16 protein-coding genes are annotated in these 19304 nt (G+C 70.6%); 11 read left to right on the top strand and 5 right to left on the bottom strand.

Annotated features, from left to right (window positions below; genetic code table 11):
- Positions 1-309: 309 nt before the first annotated feature.
- Positions 310-702 carry a hypothetical protein gene (locus H293_RS0102855; protein WP_259294410.1) on the top strand — a complete coding sequence of 131 codons (393 nt, stop codon included), beginning with the start codon at positions 310-312 and terminating at the stop codon, positions 700-702.
- Positions 703-1125: 423 nt separating this feature from the next.
- On the top strand, positions 1126-1470 hold the full coding sequence (locus H293_RS0102850; RefSeq protein WP_020116368.1) for a carboxymuconolactone decarboxylase family protein: 345 nt from the start codon (positions 1126-1128) through the stop codon (positions 1468-1470).
- Between the two features lie 128 nt (positions 1471-1598).
- On the opposite strand, the gene H293_RS0102845 is transcribed toward H293_RS0102850, so the two are convergent.
- The 5 genes from H293_RS0102845 to H293_RS0102825 form a co-directional block, all read right to left on the bottom strand.
- Positions 1599-1859 (bottom strand): hypothetical protein, encoded by a 261-nt coding sequence (locus H293_RS0102845; RefSeq protein ID WP_020116367.1) that lies wholly within the window; start codon positions 1857-1859, stop codon positions 1599-1601.
- 550 nt (positions 1860-2409) lie between these two features.
- Positions 2410-3585: a glutathione-independent formaldehyde dehydrogenase gene (locus H293_RS0102840; protein WP_028807492.1), complete on the bottom strand. Its 1176-nt coding sequence runs from the start codon at positions 3583-3585 to the stop codon at positions 2410-2412.
- Positions 3586-4033: 448 nt separating this feature from the next.
- Positions 4034-4867, bottom strand: a complete 834-nt coding sequence (locus tag H293_RS0102835) for a class II glutamine amidotransferase (RefSeq protein WP_020116365.1) — start codon at positions 4865-4867, stop codon at positions 4034-4036.
- Between the two features lie 105 nt (positions 4868-4972).
- Positions 4973-5671 (bottom strand): DUF899 domain-containing protein, encoded by a 699-nt coding sequence (locus H293_RS0102830; protein ID WP_020116364.1) that lies wholly within the window; start codon positions 5669-5671, stop codon positions 4973-4975.
- A 211-nt stretch (positions 5672-5882) separates the two neighbouring features.
- On the bottom strand, positions 5883-6467 hold the full coding sequence (locus tag H293_RS0102825; RefSeq protein WP_028807491.1) for a TerD family protein: 585 nt from the start codon (positions 6465-6467) through the stop codon (positions 5883-5885).
- A 93-nt stretch (positions 6468-6560) separates the two neighbouring features.
- Between H293_RS0102825 and H293_RS0102820 the strand changes: the two genes are divergently transcribed.
- The 9 genes from H293_RS0102820 (at position 6561) to rfbC (ending at position 19216) form a co-directional block, all read left to right on the top strand.
- Complete coding sequence (locus tag H293_RS0102820; RefSeq protein ID WP_020116362.1) at positions 6561-7088, top strand: GNAT family N-acetyltransferase; 528 nt, start codon at positions 6561-6563, stop codon at positions 7086-7088.
- A 15-nt stretch (positions 7089-7103) separates the two neighbouring features.
- Positions 7104-8291 carry a phage tail tape measure protein gene (locus tag H293_RS0102815; protein WP_020116361.1) on the top strand — a complete coding sequence of 396 codons (1188 nt, stop codon included), beginning with the start codon at positions 7104-7106 and terminating at the stop codon, positions 8289-8291.
- A 48-nt stretch (positions 8292-8339) separates the two neighbouring features.
- On the top strand, positions 8340-9104 hold the full coding sequence (locus H293_RS0102810) for a TIGR03936 family radical SAM-associated protein (protein WP_020116360.1): 765 nt from the start codon (positions 8340-8342) through the stop codon (positions 9102-9104).
- 263 nt (positions 9105-9367) lie between these two features.
- Entirely contained in the window at positions 9368-13462 is a 4095-nt protein-coding gene (locus H293_RS0102805; RefSeq protein ID WP_020116359.1) for an Rne/Rng family ribonuclease, read from the top strand.
- Positions 13463-13673: 211 nt separating this feature from the next.
- Positions 13674-14741, top strand: a complete 1068-nt coding sequence (locus tag H293_RS0102800; protein ID WP_020116358.1) for a glucose-1-phosphate thymidylyltransferase — start codon at positions 13674-13676, stop codon at positions 14739-14741.
- Entirely contained in the window at positions 14738-15724 is a 987-nt protein-coding gene (gene rfbB, locus H293_RS0102795) for a dTDP-glucose 4,6-dehydratase (protein WP_020116357.1), read from the top strand. The genes H293_RS0102800 and rfbB overlap by 4 nt, the downstream gene beginning before the upstream one ends.
- Entirely contained in the window at positions 15721-16617 is an 897-nt protein-coding gene (rfbD, locus tag H293_RS0102790; RefSeq protein ID WP_020116356.1) for a dTDP-4-dehydrorhamnose reductase, read from the top strand. The genes rfbB and rfbD overlap by 4 nt, the downstream gene beginning before the upstream one ends.
- Positions 16614-18614: a glycosyltransferase family 2 protein gene (locus H293_RS0102785; protein ID WP_020116355.1), complete on the top strand. Its 2001-nt coding sequence runs from the start codon at positions 16614-16616 to the stop codon at positions 18612-18614. The genes rfbD and H293_RS0102785 overlap by 4 nt, the downstream gene beginning before the upstream one ends.
- Positions 18615-18622: 8 nt before the next feature.
- Positions 18623-19216, top strand: a complete 594-nt coding sequence (gene rfbC / locus H293_RS0102780; protein WP_020116354.1) for a dTDP-4-dehydrorhamnose 3,5-epimerase — start codon at positions 18623-18625, stop codon at positions 19214-19216.
- Positions 19217-19304 lie beyond the last annotated feature (88 nt).

The raw sequence follows: 19304 nt of genomic DNA, 5'->3' as shown, positions 1-19304 counted from the left end.
AGGTGGCGTGGGTCTGAGGGGGTGCCAGTCGAGGAGAGTCCCGTACTCGGCAGGTGTCGCCTGAGTGGATGCTCTCGGTTCGCGACGTGTCGCTTGGCTTCCTAGCGTGGCGATATCCGCTACGGAGGAGGCGCCATGGCAGCGAGCGAGCCGTCTGGGGGCAGTTCTCGGTGGGGAAGCCCGGGTCAGGCCTCTCCCCCTCCCGGGCAGTGGACCTCACCCCCTGGGCCGCCGCAGAAGAAGCGACGGGGCCGTGGCTGTCTCTGGGGGTGCGCAGGCGCTCTGGCCGCGGTGGTCGTCATTGTCATCGTGGTGCTGGTGATCGCGTCGGGGGACAAGGACGAGGGCACCACCTCTGCGCCAAGTACGAGTCCCACCGCGAAGAAGCAGCAGGGGCGGACACAGGAGCCGGAGGGGGAACGAGCCGACCTCGTCAGCTTCAGGCTCGACGACCGCTCGCAAGCCGGCATCACCGACATCTGGCTCGTTTGGACGATCAAGAACAGCAGCAGCGCGAAGTCCGACTACTCCTGGGACTGGGAAGCGGTCGACGCCGACGGCACTCGCGTGGGGGACGGTTCGGAGTTCGAGACCAACGTGCAACCCGGCCAGACGGCGCGGGGTGAGTTCTTCACGACGCTCAAGAGCGTGAAGGGCATCAAGCTGAACGTCACCAGCTTTGACCGGACTGCCAGCTACTGAGGGCGTGGGCAGTGCCTGCGCCGGTTCAACTGGCCACGAGCGGTGGCCTTCCTGGAGACCGCGCGCTCGACATCGCCCTCTTCGCGCTGCACGCCGGCGGCCGCGTTCGGGGGTTCATCGTCGCTGTTGCGGAGGGTCGGCCCTGTGGATCACGGTGACACGTCCCGAAGCTGGTGTTGGGACTGGATCGGTCCGCGCATCAGCCGCCTCGGGGGATTCGTTCCGGACGAGGACCGTTCACCTCGGAGATGCGCCGCGGGCAGTGGCCTGACCCGGGCGTTCGGCAGCGGGCTGTCCGCGCCTGGACGGGCGGTACCCCCCTCGCCGCGAACGGGCGATCACCTTTCCCGGGTGATGCCGACGACGCCGTGCCGGGATCTCCTGAAGGTGCATCGCACCACCGCCCGGAAAGGAAAACGAACCATGGCGGAAGTCAAGACAGGGGCAGAGGGCGTCGCCGCCCTCGCTGAAGCCGACGCTCCTGTGTTCGAGACGCTCGTCCAGATGACCCTCGACACCTTCGAGCGGTCGGGACTGGACCAGGAGACGTATCTGTTGGCACGCATCGCGGCCCTGGTGGCCATGGATGCGTCCGCGCCCTCCTACCTCCTCAACATCGGCACCGCCGCGGAAATCGGCGTGCCATTGGAGAGGATCCAGGGCACGCTCGTGGCGATCGCCCCCGTGGTGGGCAGCGCCCGGGTGGTTTCCGCGGCCCGCGCCATCGGCGAGGCCTTCGGGCTTGGACTCAGCGCCGACGACGAGTAGCCCCCACCAACCGCAGCGGCCCGTGAGCGCCTGCTTCTGAGCAGGACTCACGGCGTCGCGGCACCAGCCTCAGGGCGACGACGACTCCTGTGGTTCATCCGGGTGCCGGGCCAGGCCACCCGAAATACTCACGCGTCGGACGCGGAGTGCCAGGCATCCATGCCCGCTCGGGAGGCCTCCTTGGCCTTCTGCCACTTCATGGCCGCCTGCTGGGAGGGAGGCACGTCCATGTTGCGGATCATGCGCTTGCCCGCCTTGACCGCGGCGAATGCCATAACGGCCATGCCGGCGCCGGACAGGAGGGCCCCGGCCGCGGTGAGTACGGCACCCATCGTGACGAGCCGGTTGTCGATCTGGAACGTGTGCTCGGGCTGGTGGTGCAAGTTCATTTCTCCAGCATTCACTGGAGGGGGCAACATCGCATTCCGAGCAAGGGGTCGCACCATGTCAGGTTCCCTGGTCTGTGAACCCGAGCGGCCCTCATGGCGTCGGTGCCTCGGTCAGGGGCAGCTGGTGGGTGATGACCCGGGCGGGATCGATCTTGCCCTGCGGAGTGCACTGGCCCAGCCGAGGCCACGTACGAGCCGGTCGTGCCTGAAGGCGGAGGCGGGAGGCGGAACGGGTGTCGTCGTCATGGGCGCTCCCCACCTGGGGTCAGAGAAAGGGAAGGCGGATTGCTCGGGTGAAAGGGTGAAAGGGTGACTGGCGTACGGCGGTCGACGCCGGGGCGGCTCCGGTCTGTCCGTGGGCACGCGCAGGCTGGGCGACGGGTCAGCTGTTCGTCCGACCCGGCCGGGACTCGGGCGATCGCCGCCGCCCAGGTGTGACGGGAGGTCAGGTGACCGACGGCCCGTCCACCCCCGACCGAAGCCGGGGGTGGACGTGACCGGTCGGTCGGCCCGGTCCGGGGGAGCGGACCCGCCGACGTCTCCGGTCGCCTTACTTCTTGTGGCCGTTGCCCCGTCCGTTGGGATGCAGGACCACCTTGGTCCAGCCCTCGTCGCGGGCGTCGAAGTGCTCGTAGGCGGTGGGGGCCTCGTCCAGACCGAGCTCGTGGGAGACGACGAAGCTCGGCTTCGCCTTCCCTCCGGCGATCAGGTCCCGCAGTGCCCGGTTGTACCTCTTCACGGGCGCCTGCCCGGTGCCCATGCGCTGGCCCTTGAACCACATCAGTCCGAAGTCGATCGGGACCTTGCCCTGGGCCTCCAGCTCCCCCTGGGCCTCCTTGCCGCCGGGGTCCTGCGGCAGGAACACGCCCACCACGCCGATGTCGCCCGTGAACCTGACCGAGTCGATGAGGCCGTTGAGGGTGAGGCTGGCGTCCTCGTGGCCCTCGGGGTCGTGTGCCTGGTAGCCGACGCATTCACAGCCGTTGTCGGCGCCCAGACCGAGGGTCGCCTCCTTGACGACCTCCGCCGGGTTCTGCTCGGCGGTGTTGATGGGGATGGCCCCGATCTCCTCCGCCTTGCGCAGTCGGTCGGGCTGGTGGTCGGCCACCCAGACGCGGCCGGCGCCCTTGAGGAGGGCGGAGTAGGTCGCCATCAGCCCAACGGGACCGGCCCCGAAGACGATCGTCTGGTCGCCCGGTTTGACGTTGGCCATCTCGGTGGCGTGATAGCCGGTGGGGAAGATGTCGGCAAGCATCACGTAGTCGGTCTGCCGCTCGGCGGCGTCCTCGCCCAGGCGCAGCGCGTTGAAGTCGCCGTAGGGCACGCGCAGCAGTTCTGCCTGGCCGCCCTGGTAGGGGCCCATGTCGGCGAATCCGTAGGCGGCTCCGGCGAGCGCCGGTTCCGGCTGCATGGTCAGGCAGTAGTTGGTCAGACCTCGCTCGCACTGCTTGCAGAAGCCGCAGGCGATGTTGAAGGGCAGGACGACGTACTCACCGACCTGAACCTTACGGACGGCCGAGCCGACCTCGACGACCTGGCCCATGTTCTCGTGTCCCAAGGTACGGCCGGACTCGAACGAAGTGCGGCCCTCGTACATGTGCAGGTCCGAACCGCAGATGTTGGTGGTGGTGATCTTTACGATGATGTCGCAGGGATGCTCGATCTTCGCGTCCGGTACGTCCTTCACTGTGACCGTTCGCGGACCTTCATATACCGCTGCTTTCATGATGACTTCCCTCGGTGCCGCGGCATGACGGCTGCACGGCGGTGATGGGACGCACAAAGAGCCTGACTCTCGGAAGTGCTGGGACGGGGGCGTGGCTCCGGCACGTCTCTGCGGGCCGTTCACCCGGATCAGGCGGAACAGTGGTTCGGGCCGTCGGCCCGCCAGGCCGACCTTCAGCGCTCCGACGGCGTTTGGTGCGGGTCCCCATCGACCTTCGGCACGAAACGACCTTTTTGCGATCGATCAGCTGATTTCCTACAGCCGAGTCAGCACACGAGCACACCGATGCCCGCGGCGTGCTCAGTGCCTCGGACAGGCTCCAGGGGTGGAGTTCACGGTGGCGATCGCTTCGGGGCGACCCGCGTGACCGGGCCCCTCTCGTCGGCTGTCCTGGGACCACCAGTGCCCAGGATGCCCACGGGGTAGCGGCGGCGCCCCGATGCTACGGCTAGGGGAGTTGGGGCTGGAACGGGTGGAGCACGTCCTCGCCCGGCTGGACGATGCCGTAGCTGCTCTCGGGTACTTCGTTCCAGGCGCCGGGCAGGTCGCCCAAGGGCTCGGAGACGACCAGGCGGGTCTCTTCCCCGGCGTCTCGGAGGAAGGCGGCGTCCGGGTGGAGGGCGCGCAGGGAGTCCACCCGGGTGCTGTAGAAGAGGGACCGCGACGCGCCCTCGCTGGAGTAGCGGAAGGCCCACAGGCGGTCGCCGTCGGCGAGGGCGACGGTCATCTGGAGGGGGTGGGGGACGCCGTGTCTGCGTGCCGTCTCCTCCACCAGGCCGGCCATGCGGGCCACGGCACCCGGCGGGTCCTCGGTGAGGCCGAAGGTCAGGGACAGGTAGAACATCAGCTCGGAGTCGGTGGAGCCCTCCATCTCGGGGTAGAGGGCCGGGTCGACGGCCAGGGCCAGGTCGCGTCTGAGCCGATGGAACTCGTTGATCATGCCGTTGTGCATCCACAGCCAGCGGTCCCTGCGGAAGGGGTGGCAGTTGGTCTGCTGGACGGCTGTTCCGGTCGTCGCCCTGATGTGGGCGAAGAACAGACCGGAGCGGACGTGGTGAGCGACTTCCTGAAGGTTCCGGTTGTTCCAGGCGGGGCCCACGTCCCGTAGCACCGCCGGTGTGGTGAGCTCCTGTGCGTACCAGCCGACGCCGAAGCCGTCGCCGTTGGTGGTCTCCACCCCCATGCGGGAGTGCAGGCTCTGGTCGATCAGGTTGTGGCGAGGCTCGAACAGGACGTGGCTGAGAAGGACGGGCGTACCTGAGTAGGCGATCCAGCGGCACATGGGCGCACTCACCTTCCTCGCGCGAAGGGCGGCGTCACTCCTGCCATCAGTATGGACCGCCCGGGCGAGGGGAGCAGGGCGTGGCGCCCCCGCCCGGGGGCGGGCTCAGCGACCGTCGACCGTGTTCGGGCCGTAGAGCGCCGCGATGTCCTTGGACGTGGCCCAGCGGCTGTAGGTGGGGGACTGGGGCCAGCCTTCGGGGGAGTCCTGCCATTCCTCCTGGCGGCCGTAGGGGAGGAGGTCGATCAGGGCGAAGGTGTGGCTGAGCTGTTCGGTGCCGCGGCCGTTGGTGTGCCAGGTGCGGTGGACGGTGTCGCCGTCCCGCAGGAAGACATTGACCGCGAATCCTCCGTCGGGCGGTGCGCCGACGTCGGTCCCGAAGGGGCTGTTCGCGGTGGAGTACCACGGCATTTTGTTGCCGACCCGCTCCTTGTAGGCGAGCGCTTCCTCGATCGGGCCCTGGGTGACGATCACGAAGCGTGCGTCGTAGTTGTCCAGGAACTCCAGGCGGGTGTACTGCGAGGTGAAGCCGGTGCAGCCCGGGCACTGCCACTCCTGGCCGGCGAACCACATGTGGTGGTAGACGATCAGCTGGCTCTTGCCTTCGAAGACGTCCGCCAGGCGGACCGGGCCGTCCTCGCCCTCCAGTGTGTAGTCGGGCATCTCGACCATCGGGAGGCGACGGCGTTCGGCCGCGACGGCGTCGAGCTCGCGCGTCGCGGCCTTCTCCCGGGCTCGCAGTTCCTCGAGTCGGTGCTCCCACGTCGCGGCGTCGACGACGGGAGGCAGTGCGTGTGCGGTCATGGGTCCCTCACAGAGTGCGTACGCGGCTTTCTCCTGTGCGGGGGCAGACCCTGTGGGGCTTCGGAATTCATCGGTCGATTTACCGGTCGATTTACCGGTCGATTCACCGGTCGATTCACCGGTCGATTCACCGGTGGAAAGAGACAAGAGGTGAGGGGGAGGGCCGTTGACGGCCTGGCCCCGCCCCTCGGCATCTCGCTGCTCCCACCCGCTACTTGCTCACGGCGAAGCGCATCAGGGCCAGTTCGTCGCCCTGCTTGATCTTTCCGGTGGTGTTGATGACCTCGAGCTTCCAGGTGGTGCCGACCCGGACCGCCTTGGCGACCGCGCAGCCGTTGTCCGTGGTCAGCATGCTCGGCCAGATGTCGGCGACCTGCTGGGAGCTGCCGCCGGTGGCGTCGTAGACCTTGAAGCTGATGTTGCGGGCCTTCTGGAAGGAGCTGCCCTTCTTGTAGGCGGCGGCGACGAACACGATCGAGGTGATGTGCGGCGGGATTTTCGCGAACTCGACGGTGACCGTCTCGTCGTCGCCGTCCCCGTGGCCGGTCTGGTTGTCGCCGCTGTGGAGCAGGGAGCCGTTGCCTATGGGGTCGAGCGAGTCGAGGCCCGCCAGGCGCACCGGGTCGCCGTCGTGCATGGCGATGGCGATCAGGTCGAGGTCCGTGCCGCTCTTGCGGCGGAGTTTGCCGATCACCCCGCCACTGGCACCCGCGGTGGGGTCCCAGGAGACCCCTATGGACAGATGGGTCACGCCGTCCAGGTCGGCGGGGCCGTCTTCCTTCGTAAGCGTAATCATGGGGACATAGTGCACGGGCTCTCACGGCGGCCGGCACCGCGGGCCCGCGCAAATCCGTGGCCGGGCGGGCCGCGGTCTCGCCATCATGGGGTGATGCCGCAGCTGACCGTGCCCGACGTCCGGTTCCACGCCTCCTACCTCGACGCCGTACGCGAGTTCACCGAAGCGGGCCAGGACCCGGCCGTCCTGGAGAGCGGGTGGATCGGACGGGACACGGAGGTGTTGCGGGAGCCCGCGGGGTTCGCGGCCTTCGTGGACATGCTGCGCGCGGAGACGCGGCGGCCGCGCCGGCCGGACTGGGTGCCGATGACGAACCTCTGGTACGTCGAGGGCGACACCTTCCTCGGCAGGCTCTCGATACGGCACCGGCTCACCCCGCACCTGCTGGAACTCGGCGGCCACATCGGGTACGTGGTCCGACCCGGCGCCCGGCGACGGGGACACGCCACCGCCATGCTCGCGGCCGCCCTGCCCGTCTGCCGTCAACTCGGCGTCGACCGGGCCCTGGTGACCTGTGACGCCACCAACACCGCGTCTCGTAAGGTGATCGAGGCCAATGGCGGAGAATTCGAGGACCGGCGCGGCTTAAAGCTGCGGTACTGGATCCGTACGGGGAACTGAGGCGTCTACGTCGTTATGGACCTGGAGAAGCAGCCCGCGCCGCAGGCGCCCCCGCCCGAGGGATGTCTGACGGTGGCGATTCGTATCCCGGTACGCATCGTGGTGCTCGTGCTGGTCGTGCCCGTGCGGCTCGTGTGGGACGCGCTCGTGGTGGTGGGGCGCTTCCTGCGGGACAGCGTGCTGCGGCCGCTGTGGCGGGCGTTGGTCGTCTGGCCCTGCGTGGCCCTGTGGCGATACCTGGTCGTGCCGCTCGCCAAGGCGGTCGGGTGGCTCGGCAAGGTGCTCCTCGTCGTCCCTCTGGCGTGGCTGTACCGGTATGTGCTGACGCCGGTCGGGCACGGCATCGCCTGGACCGTGCGGGGAGTGGGTGCCGGCCTGACGTGGCTGTACGCGCGCGTGCTCACTCCGGTCGGGCACGGCATCGTGTGGCTCCTCAAGGGCCTTGGCGCAGGCCTCGTCTGGATCTTCACAGTGATCGGGCACGGCATCGCGGCCGTCGTGCGGGGGATCGCGTGGGTCCTGCGGGGCATCGCGGCCGGGCTGACGTGGGTGTACACGCGCATGTTCACTCCGGTCGGGCACGGGATCGTATGGCTCCTCAAGGGCGTCGGAGCCGTACTCGCCTGGATCTTCACGCCGGTGGGGCGCGCGATCGTCTGGTGCGCCAGGGGGCTCGCGTGGCTGGCGGGCGCCGTCGTCACCGGTATCGGTGTCGGCCTGTACTGGATCGCCCGGATCCTGCTCGTGCTGCCCGCCGTCGCCCTGTGGCGCTGGATCCTCGCGCCTGTGGGAAGAGCCCTCGCCGTCGTCGGCCGGGAGGTGTGGGACGCGCTCGGGCACGCCTGGCGGATCGCCGGGCACATCTCCCTCGCCGTCGGCCGGTTCCTCGGGACCCTCTTCCGGTGGGTCTTCGTCGAGCCGGTGCGCTGGGTGTACCGCGAGATCCTGACCCCCGTCGGACACGTGATCCGGGACACGGTGCTGCGTCCCGTCGCCGAGGCCGCGCGCAGTGTGGGCCGGATCACCCGGGCCACGCTCGCCTCCGCCCGGGAGTCCGTACGGCAGACCCGGGCCGACGTCCGCCGGATGCTCTTCGGCGCGGACGCGGACACCCGTGAGCGTGAGCCGGTGGCCCGGCGGGAACCGACGGCCGCCGACACACGTACTCTTGGTAGTAGTACGACCGCACTCACGAAGGACTGAGCGACACTGGGCAAGCGACAGCCCGAAGGCCCGCCGCCCGCACCGGCGGTGCAGCGCATCCGACTGCGCTACACCAAGCGCGGCCGCCTCCGGTTCACCAGCCACCGTGACTTCCAGCGTGCCTTCGAGCGTGCGCTGCGCCGTGCCGAGGTGCCCATGGCGTACTCGGCGGGGTTCACGCCGCATCCGAAGGTGTCGTACGCCAATGCCGCACCCACCGGCACGGGCAGTGAGGCGGAGTACCTGGAGATCGCGCTCACGCAGGCGCGCGACCCGGAGAAGCTGCGGCTCCTCCTCGACGAGTCGCTGCCCGCCGGGCTGGACGTCGTCGACGCGGTCGAGGCCCGCACCTCGGGACTCGCCGACCGGCTCACCGCTTCCGTGTGGGAGCTCAGGCTGGACGGCGTGGACCCGGCCGAGGTCGGGCGCGCGGTCGCCGCGTTCAACGCCGCCGAGGCGGTCGAGGTCCAGCGCACCACCAAGAACGGCCTGAGGACCTTCGACGCCCGCCCCGCGGTCGTACAACTTGAAACGCACAGTGAACCTGCTGATAGGCCGACCGAGCAGCCCTGTGCGATACTGCGGCTGGTTGTTCGGCACGTGACGCCTGCCGTACGACCCGACGACGTCCTGTCCGGTCTCCGCGCCGTGGCCGACCTGGCGCCGCCGGTCCCCGCAGCGGTGACCAGGCTGGCGCAGGGGCTGCTCGATGAAGAGACCGGCACGGTGACCGACCCGCTCGCGCCCGACCGCGAGGCAGCCGAGGCCCACTCAAAGGCCGAACCGACTGCCGCCGCGAAGGCGCCGGCGTAAGGAAGGTCCCGCGAAGGACGGGCGTCGTAGCGCAGCCCTCGGACTCGGGAGCCACCTGGGTCGGGCAGTGCACTGACCACAAGACTTTCGCCAGGCCGTACCCAACAAGGGCGTACGGAACCGGCGAGACAGGACACAGAGAGCTCCCGTGCGGCGCCCGCGCCCCGGACGGCGGCACCGCGCATCGCGCGAGCCGCGGACGTCACCGGCATCTTCGCCGGACCAGGCGCGGCGCCCGGGAGCCTGACGGGAGACAAGCCCGCATGCTCGAACCGACCGAACCCATCGAGGGTTCCGAACAGAACACTCCGAGCGACACCCTGCCGCCGCGTCGTCGGCGCCGTGCCGCCTCCAGGCCGGCGGGACCGCCGGTCGCCGCCGCCCCGGGCGGCGAGGAGGTCGTCGCTCCGGCCATACCGGTTGCGGAGGCCGATGACCTCGTCACGGACGAGGAGGAGAAGCTCGACGAGAACGTCGAGAACACCCAGAGCCCTGAGGCGCAGGAGCCGGCCGAGGCCGCCGCGCCCGCCGGGCGTCCGCGTCGGCGTGCGACGCGCCGGGCGTCCGCCCCCGTCGGGGCGCCCGCGGCGACCGAGGCCGCCGAGGCCGCCGAGACCGTGGTGCCCGCGGTGGCCGCCGAGGCGCCCGCCGAGACCGCGGCCGCGGACAGCGCGCCCGCCGTCGAGGACGCGGCTCCGCCCGCCGGGCGTACCCGTCGGCGCGCGACCCGTCGGGTGTCCGCGCCCGCCGGTGAGGCCGCAGCCGCTGAGGCCGCCGAGACCGTGGTGCCCGTGGTGACCGCCGAGACGCCTGCCGTGGCCGAGAGCGCCGACGAGGCGCCCGCTGCCGAGACCGCCGCGCCCGCCGGGCGTACGCGCCGCCGTGCCTCGCGCCGCGCCGCCGCGCCCGCCGGTGCTCCGGAGGCCGCGGAGCCCGTGGCCGCGGCGCCTGCCGCCGTCGAGGTCGCCGAGACCGTCGAGCCGGTGGCCGCGCAAGCGCCCGCCGAGAGCGCCGATGCCGAGGACGCGAGCCCGCGTCGTACCCGCCGCCGTGCCACGCGCCGAGTCTCCGCGCCTGCCGGTGCCCCCGAGGGCGAGGCCGTCGAGGCCACGCCGTCCGAGCCGGTTGCCGAGGTCCCCGCCGTGCAGGAACCCGCCGCTGAGGCCCCCACCGAGGAAGCCCCCGTCGAGGAGGCCGCCCCGCGTCGTGGCCGTCGCCGGTCCGTCCGCCAGGCCGCCACCGGGTTCTCCGAGCCCGCGCGGCGCGGTGCCGCTGCCGGTGCCGAGGAGGAGGACGGGTCGTCGCGTCGGCCCGCGCGGCCCGCGGTCGCCGTGTTCCAGGCGCCCGTCTTCACCGAGCCGCAGTTCCAGACCCCGCAGCGGGCCGCCGCCGAGGCCGCCGCGGAGGCGGAGGCCGGGGACAGCGAGCCGGACGAGTCCGTCGTCGAGCCGGTCGAGGAGATCGCCGAGGAGCAGACCGGGTCGCGGCGCCGCCGCCGGCGCCGGGGTGCCGGTGACGAGCCCGAGGTACGGGAGACCGCCGCCGAGACCGTCGTGGAGGAAGAGGAGACGGACGAGGCCGCCGAGGACTCCGCCGACGCGGACGACACCGAGGAGCCCGGGTCGCGGCGTCGCCGTCGGCGCGGTGGCCGTCGCCGTCGCCGCGGCGAGTCCGCCGAGGCCTCTGACGAGGCCGCGGAGGACTCCGACGAGCCCGCCGAGGACAGCGGGCGGGCCGCGCAGGACGAGGACGACGCCGAGCACGACGACGAGGACGACGAGGACGCCCGTTCGGACGAGTCCGGCGGCTCCAGTTCCAGCAGCCGTCGCCGCCGTCGCCGCAGGCGCCGGGCCGGTGACTCGACCGCCGAAACCGAGCCCGGTGACGGCGACCCCGAGCGGACCGTCGTCAAGGTGCGCGAGCCGCGCGCGAAGGCCGAGCCGTCCGACGAGGTGCAGTCCATCAAGGGCTCGACCCGTCTGGAGGCCAAGAAGCAGCGCCGCCGTGAGGGCCGCGAGCAGGGGCGTCGCCGCGTCCCGATCATCACCGAGGCCGAGTTCCTGGCCCGCCGCGAGGCCGTCGAGCGCGTGATGGTCGTCCGGCAGAGCGGTGAGCGCACCCAGATCGGCGTCCTTGAGGACGGTGTGCTCGTCGAGCACTACGTCAACAAGGAGCAGGCCACCTCGTACGTCGGCAACGTGTACCTGGGCAAGGTCCAGAACGTGCTGCCGTCGATGGAGGCCGCCTTCATCGACATCGGCAAGGGCCGCAACGCGGTGCTGTACGCCGGTGAGGTCAACTTCGAGGCGCTCGGCATGGCCAACGGGCCGCGCCGCATCGAGTCCGCGCTCAAGTCCGGCCAGCCCGTGCTCGTCCAGGTGACGAAGGACCCGATCGGGCACAAGGGCGCGCGTCTGACCAGCCAGGTCTCCCTCCCGGGCCGCTACCTGGTGTACGTCCCCGAGGGCTCCATGACCGGCATCAGCCGCAAGCTGCCCGACACCGAGCGCGCGCGTCTGAAGACCATCCTCAAGAGGATCGTCCCCGAGGACGCGGGCGTCATCGTGCGCACCGCCGCCGAGGGCGCGAGCGAGGACGAGCTGCGCCGCGATGTCGAGCGGCTGCAGGGTCAGTGGCAGGACATCCAGAAGAAGGCCAAGAGCGGCAACGCCCCCACGCTGCTCTACGGCGAGCCGGACATGACCGTCCGGGTCGTCCGCGACATCTTCAACGAGGACTTCTCCAAGGTCGTCGTGAGCGGTGACGAGGGCTGGCAGACCATCCACGGATACGTCTCGCACGTCGCGCCCGACCTCGCCGACCGGCTCCAGAGGTGGACCTCCGAGGTCGACGTCTTCGCCACGTACCGGATCGACGAGCAGCTCGCCAAGGCGCTGGACCGCAAGGTCTGGCTGCCCAGTGGCGGTTCGCTGGTGATCGACCGGACCGAGGCGATGGTCGTCGTCGACGTCAACACCGGCAAGTTCACCGGCCAGGGCGGCAACCTGGAGGAGACGGTCACCAGGAACAACCTGGAGGCGGCCGAGGAGATCGTGCGTCAGCTCAGGCTGCGCGACCTCGGCGGCATCATCGTCATCGACTTCATCGACATGGTCCTGGAGTCCAACCGGGACCTGGTGCTCAGGCGTCTGCTGGAGTGCCTGGGCCGGGACCGGACCAAGCACCAGGTCGCCGAGGTCACCTCGCTGGGCCTGGTCCAGATGACCCGCAAGCGGGTCGGACAGGGCCTGCTGGAGTCCTTCTCGGAGACCTGCGTCCACTGCAACGGCCGCGGTGTCATCGTCCACATGGAGCAGCCGACCTCCGCCGGTGGCGGCGGCAAGCGCAAGAAGCGCGGGCGCGGCGGCGACGGGCACGAGCACACGCACGAGCACACCCACGAGGCCGCGGCCGCCCTGGAGGCGCCGGAGGACATCGAGGTCGAGACCGAGGCGGAGCTCGCCGCCGAGGTGGCCGAGCCGATCGCCCTCACGCCCACCGAGTTCGCCCCCGACGAGGAGCTGTACAGCAGCGTCGCCGAGGCGGAGGCCGCGGCCACGCGCGGACGTGGCCGTCGCAGGGCGGGCCGCCGGGCGTCCGCTCCGGCCGGTGCCCCGCGGGGCGGGGCGCGGAGGTCGGGTGGCGCCGAGGCGCCGGCCGACCAGGAGAGCCAGGTCTCCGAGGACGTCGAGGTCCCGACCGCTCAGGCCGTACCGGCCGAGGCGGAGATCGCGCGTCCGGTGCAGCCGGAGACGGCCGCCGAGGCCCAGGCCGAGCCGGTCGCCGCGGAGGACCCCGTCGTGGAGGCCGCGGCTGCGAGCGAGCCCGCCGCTGCCGACGAGGCCGCTCCCCAGGGCCGTACGCGTCGCAGGGCCACCCGCAGGGCGTCGGCTCCGGCCGGTTCCCCGGCGGGTGCCGAGGCGGCCGTGGTGACGGTCGCCGAGGCCGCGCCGGTGGTCGAGGCACAGGCCGAGGAGGCCCCGCCGACCGCGTCGGCCGAGCCCGAGGCCGTCACCGAGAGCGCCGCCCCGGCCCGTCCGCGCCGCCGTGCCGTCCGCAAGGCCACCGCGCCCACCGCGTCCGAGGAGGCGGCCGTCGTGGTCGTGCCGTCGGCCGAGGCGCCGGTCGACGCGCAGGAGGCCGCCGAAGAGGCGGCTCCGGCCAAGAAGACGGCCCGCAAGACGGCCAAGAAGGCCACGGCGAAGAAGGCCGCGACCAAGAAGACCGCCGCCAAGAAGACGGTCGCGAAGAAGACCGCCGCCAAGAAGACGACCGCGAAGAAGGCGGCGTCGAAGAAGACGGTGGCGGCCGAGCAGCAGTCGCCGCAGTCCGTGTCGACCCCGGCCGACGAGTCCTGACGCACGGGCACCGCACAATTTCAGCCGTCTGAAGATCGAAATCCGCTCCCGGTTCGACGGGGGCGGATTTCGTGATTCTGTGGGTATTGCGTCCGACGGAAAGTTGTCAACCGGTGATCGATCATGTGAATGGCCGGTGAATCCCGGTCCTGTCCCCAGGGTTATGATGTGAGCCGAGATTGACGCTTAAATTAGACAAATAGGGACTTTCGTGAAGGCTCTCGTGCTCTCCGGGGGAGCGGGCACCCGCCTCCGCCCGATCACCCACACCTCCGCCAAGCAGTTGGTGCCGGTCGCCAACAAGCCGGTGCTGTTCTACGGCCTGGAGGCGATCGCCGAGGCCGGGATCAGCGAGGTCGGCATCGTCGTCGGCGACACCGCGGACGAGATCCGCGCGGCGGTCGGTGACGGCTCCCAGTTCGGGATCAAGGTCACCTACATCCCGCAGGACGCGCCGCTGGGCCTCGCCCACGCCGTCCTCATCGCGCAGGAGTTCCTCGGTGACGAGGACTTCGTCATGTACCTCGGCGACAACTTCATCGTCGGTGGCATCACCGGTCTGGTGGACGAGTTCCGCGCCGAGCGGCCCGAGGCGCAGATCCTGCTGACCCGCGTCCCCAACCCCACCTCCTTCGGTGTCGCCGAACTCGACGGTGAGGGCCGCGTGGTGGGCCTGGAGGAGAAGCCGAAGCAGCCCAAGAGCGACCTGGCACTCGTCGGTGTCTACCTCTTCACCCCGGCCATTCACGAGGCCGTCCGCTCCATCGAGCCGTCCTGGCGCGGCGAGCTGGAGATCACCCACGCGATCCAGTGGCTGATCGACCAGAAGCGTGACGTCCGCTCCACGGCCATCTCCGGCTACTGGAAGGACACCGGCAACGTCACCGACATGCTGGAGGTCAACCGGTCGGTCCTGGAGACCGTCGATCCGGTGAACGAGGGCACGGTCGACGAGAGCAGCGAGATCATCGGCCGGGTCCGCATCGAGGCGGGTGCCAGCGTCAGTGGCAGCCGGATCGTCGGGCCTGCCATCATCGGTGCCGGCACGGTGGTCAACGACGCCTACATCGGTCCGTTCACGTCCGTCTCCGAGGACTGCCGGATCGAGGACAGCGAAATCGAGTACTCCATCGTGCTGCGCGGCTCGTCCGTGACCGGCGTGCGCCGCGTGGAGGCCTCGCTCATCGGACGTGACGTCGAGGTCACGCCCGCGCCCCGTAACCCCAAGGCACACCGGCTCGTGCTCGGTGATCACAGCAAGGTGCAGATCTCTTCATGACCACTCGGATTCTGGTGACCGGCGGTGCCGGCTTCATCGGCTCGCACTACGTCCGTACCGTGCTCGGCCCCGAGGGACCCGGTGACGTCTCGGTCACCGTCCTCGACAAGCTGACCTACGCGGGCAACCCGGCCAACCTCGACGAGGTGCGCGAGCACCCCGGATTCGCCTTCGTGCAGGGCGACATCTGCGACCCCGAGCTGGTCGGCAAGCTGATGGCCGAGCACGACCAGGTGGTGCACTTCGCCGCCGAGTCGCACGTCGACCGTTCCATCGACGGGGGCGCCGAGTTCGTGCGCACCAACGTGGTCGGCACCCACACCCTCATCGACGCGGCCCACCGCGCGGGCATCAAGACCTTCGTGCACATCTCCACCGACGAGGTCTACGGCTCGATCGACGAGGGTTCCTGGCCCGAGACGCACCCGCTGGAGCCCAACTCGCCGTACTCCTCGGCGAAGGCGTCCAGCGACCTGATCGCGCTGTCGTACCACCGCACCCACGGCCTGGACGTGCGCGTGACCCGCTGCTCCAACAACTACGGGCACCACCACTTCCCCGAGAAGGTCATCCCGCTCTTCGTGACCAACCTCCTCGACGGCAAGAAGGTCCCGCTGTACGGCGACGGCGGCAACGTCCGCGACTGGCTGCACATCGACGACCACGTCCAGGGCATCGAGCTGGTGCGCACCAAGGGCCGCGCGGGCGAGGTCTACAACATCGGCGGCGGCACCGAGCTCTCCAACAAGGAGCTCACCGGGCTGCTGCTGAAGGCGTGCGGCGCCGACTGGGAGACCAGCGTCGAGTACGTCGAGGACCGCAAGGGCCACGACCGCCGCTACTCCGTCGACTGCACGAAGATCCGCGAGGAGCTCGGCTACGAGCCCCGCAAGAGCTTCGAGCAGGGCCTCGCCGAGACCGTGCAGTGGTACCGCGACAACCGCGCCTGGTGGGAGCCGCTGAAGGAGCGGGCCGCGCTGTGACCGACAACCGCACCTGGCTGGTCACGGGCGCGGGCGGCATGCTGGGCCAGGATGTCCTGGCCCGGCTGGCCCAGTCGGGGGAGCGGTTCGTCGCCCTCGACCGCAAGGCGCTGGACCTCACCGACGCCGACGCCGTGAGCGCGGCTCTCGAAGAGCACCGGCCCGCCGTGGTCGTCAACTGCGCCGCCTGGACCGCCGTCGACGACGCCGAGACCCGTGAGGACGAGGCGCTCGCCATCAACGGCGACGGGCCGCGCAATCTCGCCGATGCCTGCGCCCGCACCGGCGCCGTCCTGCTGCACGTCTCCACGGACTACGTGTTCGCCGGGGACGCCACCACGCCGTACGCCGAGGACGCGCCCACCGCCCCCCGCAGCGCCTACGGCCGCACCAAGCTGGCCGGCGAGAAGGCGGTCCTGGCGACCGAGCGCGGCTACGTCGTGCGCACCGCCTGGCTCTACGGCACCGGCGGCCCCAACTTCGTCAAGACGATGATCAAGCTGGAGGGCGTCAAGGACACCCTGGACGTCGTCGACGACCAGCGTGGCCAGCCCACCTGGAGCGCCGATCTCGCGGGCCTCCTGGTCGAGTTGGGCCTCGGCGCCCTGGCCGGCACCGCCCCGGCCGGCGTCTACCACGGCACCAACTCCGGCGAGACCACCTGGCACGGCTTCACCCAGGAGATCTTCCGGCTGCTCGGCACCGACCCGGACCGGGTCCGCCCCACCACCAGCGCCGCGTTCGTACGCCCCGCCCCCCGTCCCGCCTACAGCGTCCTCGGCCACGGCCGGTTCGCCGAGGCCGGCATCGAGCCGCTGCGCGACTGGCGCACGGCTCTCACCGAGGCCTTCCCGGAGATCCACCGGGTCCATCTGAAGGAGAACACGGCGTGACGGTCAAGGTCAGCGTCGTCATCGCGGTCTACAACCCCGGCAAGTACGTCGAGGACTGCATCACGGGCCTGCTCCGGCAGAGCCTGACCCCGGACGAGTTCGAGGTCTTCTTCGTCAACGACGGGTCCACCGACGAGACGCCGGCCCGCCTGGACCAGCTCGCCGCCGAGCACCCGCACTTCCACGTCATCCACCAGGAGTCCTCCGGCTGGTCGGGCAGGCCCCGCAACACCGGCATCGAGGCCGCCCAGGGCGAGTACGTCATGTTCGTCGACCACGACGACTGGCTCGGCGACGAGGCCCTTGAGCGGATGTACGACTACGGCAAGGCCAATGAGGCCGATGTGGTCGTCGGGAAGATGGCGGGCATCGGACGCCCGGTCCCGCAGGAGCTGTTCCGGGTCAACCGGCCGCGCGCCACCGTCGCCGACGCGCCGCTGATCGACAGCCTCACCCCGCACAAGATGTTCCGGCGGGAGTTCCTCAACGAGCACGGGATCCGCTTCAAGGAGGGTCGCCGCCGCCTTGAGGACCACGTCTTCGTCGTGGAGACCTATCTGCGCGCGAAGAACGTCTCCGTCCTCGGCGACTACCTGTGCTACTACCACATCACCCGTGACGACGGCTCCAACGCCGGCTTCCAGCGCTTCGACCCGGTCGGCTACTTCGGCAACCTGCGCGAGGCCCTCGACGTCGTCGAGTCGCTGACCGAGCCCGGTGCGCTGCGCGACAAGCTGTTCAGCCGCTGGCTGCGCAACGAGATGGTCGAGCGGCTGCGCGGCAAGCGCCTCCTCAAGCTCCCCGAGGACTACGCCGAGGAGCTGTACACCGAGATCCACAAGGTGGTCACCGAGCGCTTCGGGCCCGGTGTCGTCGCCCGCCTCGGCCTCACCCAGAAGGTGGTCGCGGGGCTGGTCTTCGCCGACCGCTACCAGGACATCCGCGCACTCGCCGAGTGGGAGGCCGGGATCAAGCCGACCGGCGAACTCACCTCGCTGGAGTGGCAGGACGGCATCCTGAAGGTCGGCTTCGACTCCGAACTGCACATCGGCGACGAGCCGATGACCTTCCGTCAGGACGGCGCGCGCCGGCTGCTCGGTCTGCCGCTGTCCGACGAGGCCCTCAAGGCACTCGACGACCAGGGCATCAAGCTGGACGCCCCGCTCGCCAAGAGCGATGTGGACCTGGTGGTCCGGCACCGCGAGGACGCCCGGCAGTTCTACCTGCCCGTGAAGAGCGAGCTGCACGAGATCGCGGCCGGGGACGGGGTCTTCCGCCAGCGGATCTCCGCCCGCGCCGAGCTCGACCCCGAGACCGCGGCCTCCGGCGCCCCGCTCGACAAGGGCATCTGGGACCTGCACCTCAGGATCAAGTCCTGCGGCTGGAGCAAGGAGACCCGGCTCGGCGCGGTGCGCGGCGAGGACGTCGAGACCGGCCGCCTGGCCGCCCTCACCGGCGAGTCCCAGCGGCTCGTCCTGCCGTACTGGACCGACGGACCGGGCAACCTCTCGCTCGACGTCGACCAGCACACGAACAAGCTGGAGGGCGAGGCGGTCGCCTTCATGCCGCCCGCCGAGGGAACCGTCGAGGGCTCGGCCGTACGGCTGCCCCTGCCGCTGCACCTCGCCGCGACCGGCGGAGACACCGTTCAGCTGCGCTTCGAGCGCAAGAACGTCGGCAAGTACCCGGCCGACGCCACGCTGGACGGCCGTATCGCCACCGCCACGCTGCCGCTGGAGAAGCTCACCGGCATGCGCTGGGCGGTCCGGGTCGGGGTGCCCTCCGCGGCCCGCGGTGAGCGCAAGTGGACCCGGCTCCCCGTCGATGTCGTGGTGGACGCCGACGGCGCCGCCAAGGTGATCGACCGGCACACGCCGTCCGCCACGAAGAAGGCCGCTCCGAGCGCCCCCAAGAAGAAGGCCGCCGCGCCGCGCCCGCTGTGGCGCCGGGCCGCCGGGCGCATCAAGCGCGCCCTGACCAACCAGAAGAAGGGCTGAGACCCCCGATGCGACCCCTTTCCATCTCCGGTGCCTGGGTGTTCGAGCCGAAGGTCTTCCCCGACGGCCGGGGCAGCTTCCACGAGTGGTTCAAGGCCCCCGTCTTCGCGGAGGCCGCCGGACACTCGCTCGGGCTGGCCCAGGCCAACATGTCGGTCTCCAGCCGGGGCACCCTGCGCGGCATCCACTTCGCCGACGTGCCGCCCGGGCAGGCCAAGTACGTCAAGTGCGTGCGCGGCGCGATCCTCGACGTGATCGTGGACATCCGGGTGGGCTCGCCCACATTCGGCCAGTGGGAGATCGTCCGCCTCGACGACCAGGACCACCACGCCGTCTACCTCTCGGAGGGACTCGGCCACGGGTTCATGGCGCTCACCGACGACGCCACCGTGGTCTACCTCTGCTCGGAGGGCTACGCGCCCGAGCGTGAGCACGGCATCCACCCGCTCGACCCGGAGATCGGCATCGAGTGGCCCGACGGGGTCGCCCCGCTGCTCTCGCCCAAGGACGAGCAGGCGCCCACCCTGGCCGAGGCCCGTGAGCAGGGGCTGCTGCCCTCCTACGAGGAGTGCGTGGCGTACCGGGAGAGCCTCGGCTCCTGACGCGTGGGTTTGAACGCGACGGGGCCCGGTTTGACCCGTTCGGCCGCGGCCCCGTAACCTAGACCGTCGGCGTGTCCACTGGTGACAC

It is taken from the genome of Streptomyces canus 299MFChir4.1, assembly GCF_000383615.1.
Lineage (GTDB): Bacteria > Actinomycetota > Actinomycetes > Streptomycetales > Streptomycetaceae > Streptomyces > Streptomyces canus_C.
The sequence above is the reverse complement of the archived record's forward strand: the minus strand, read 5'-3'. Positions and strand labels throughout refer to the sequence as shown.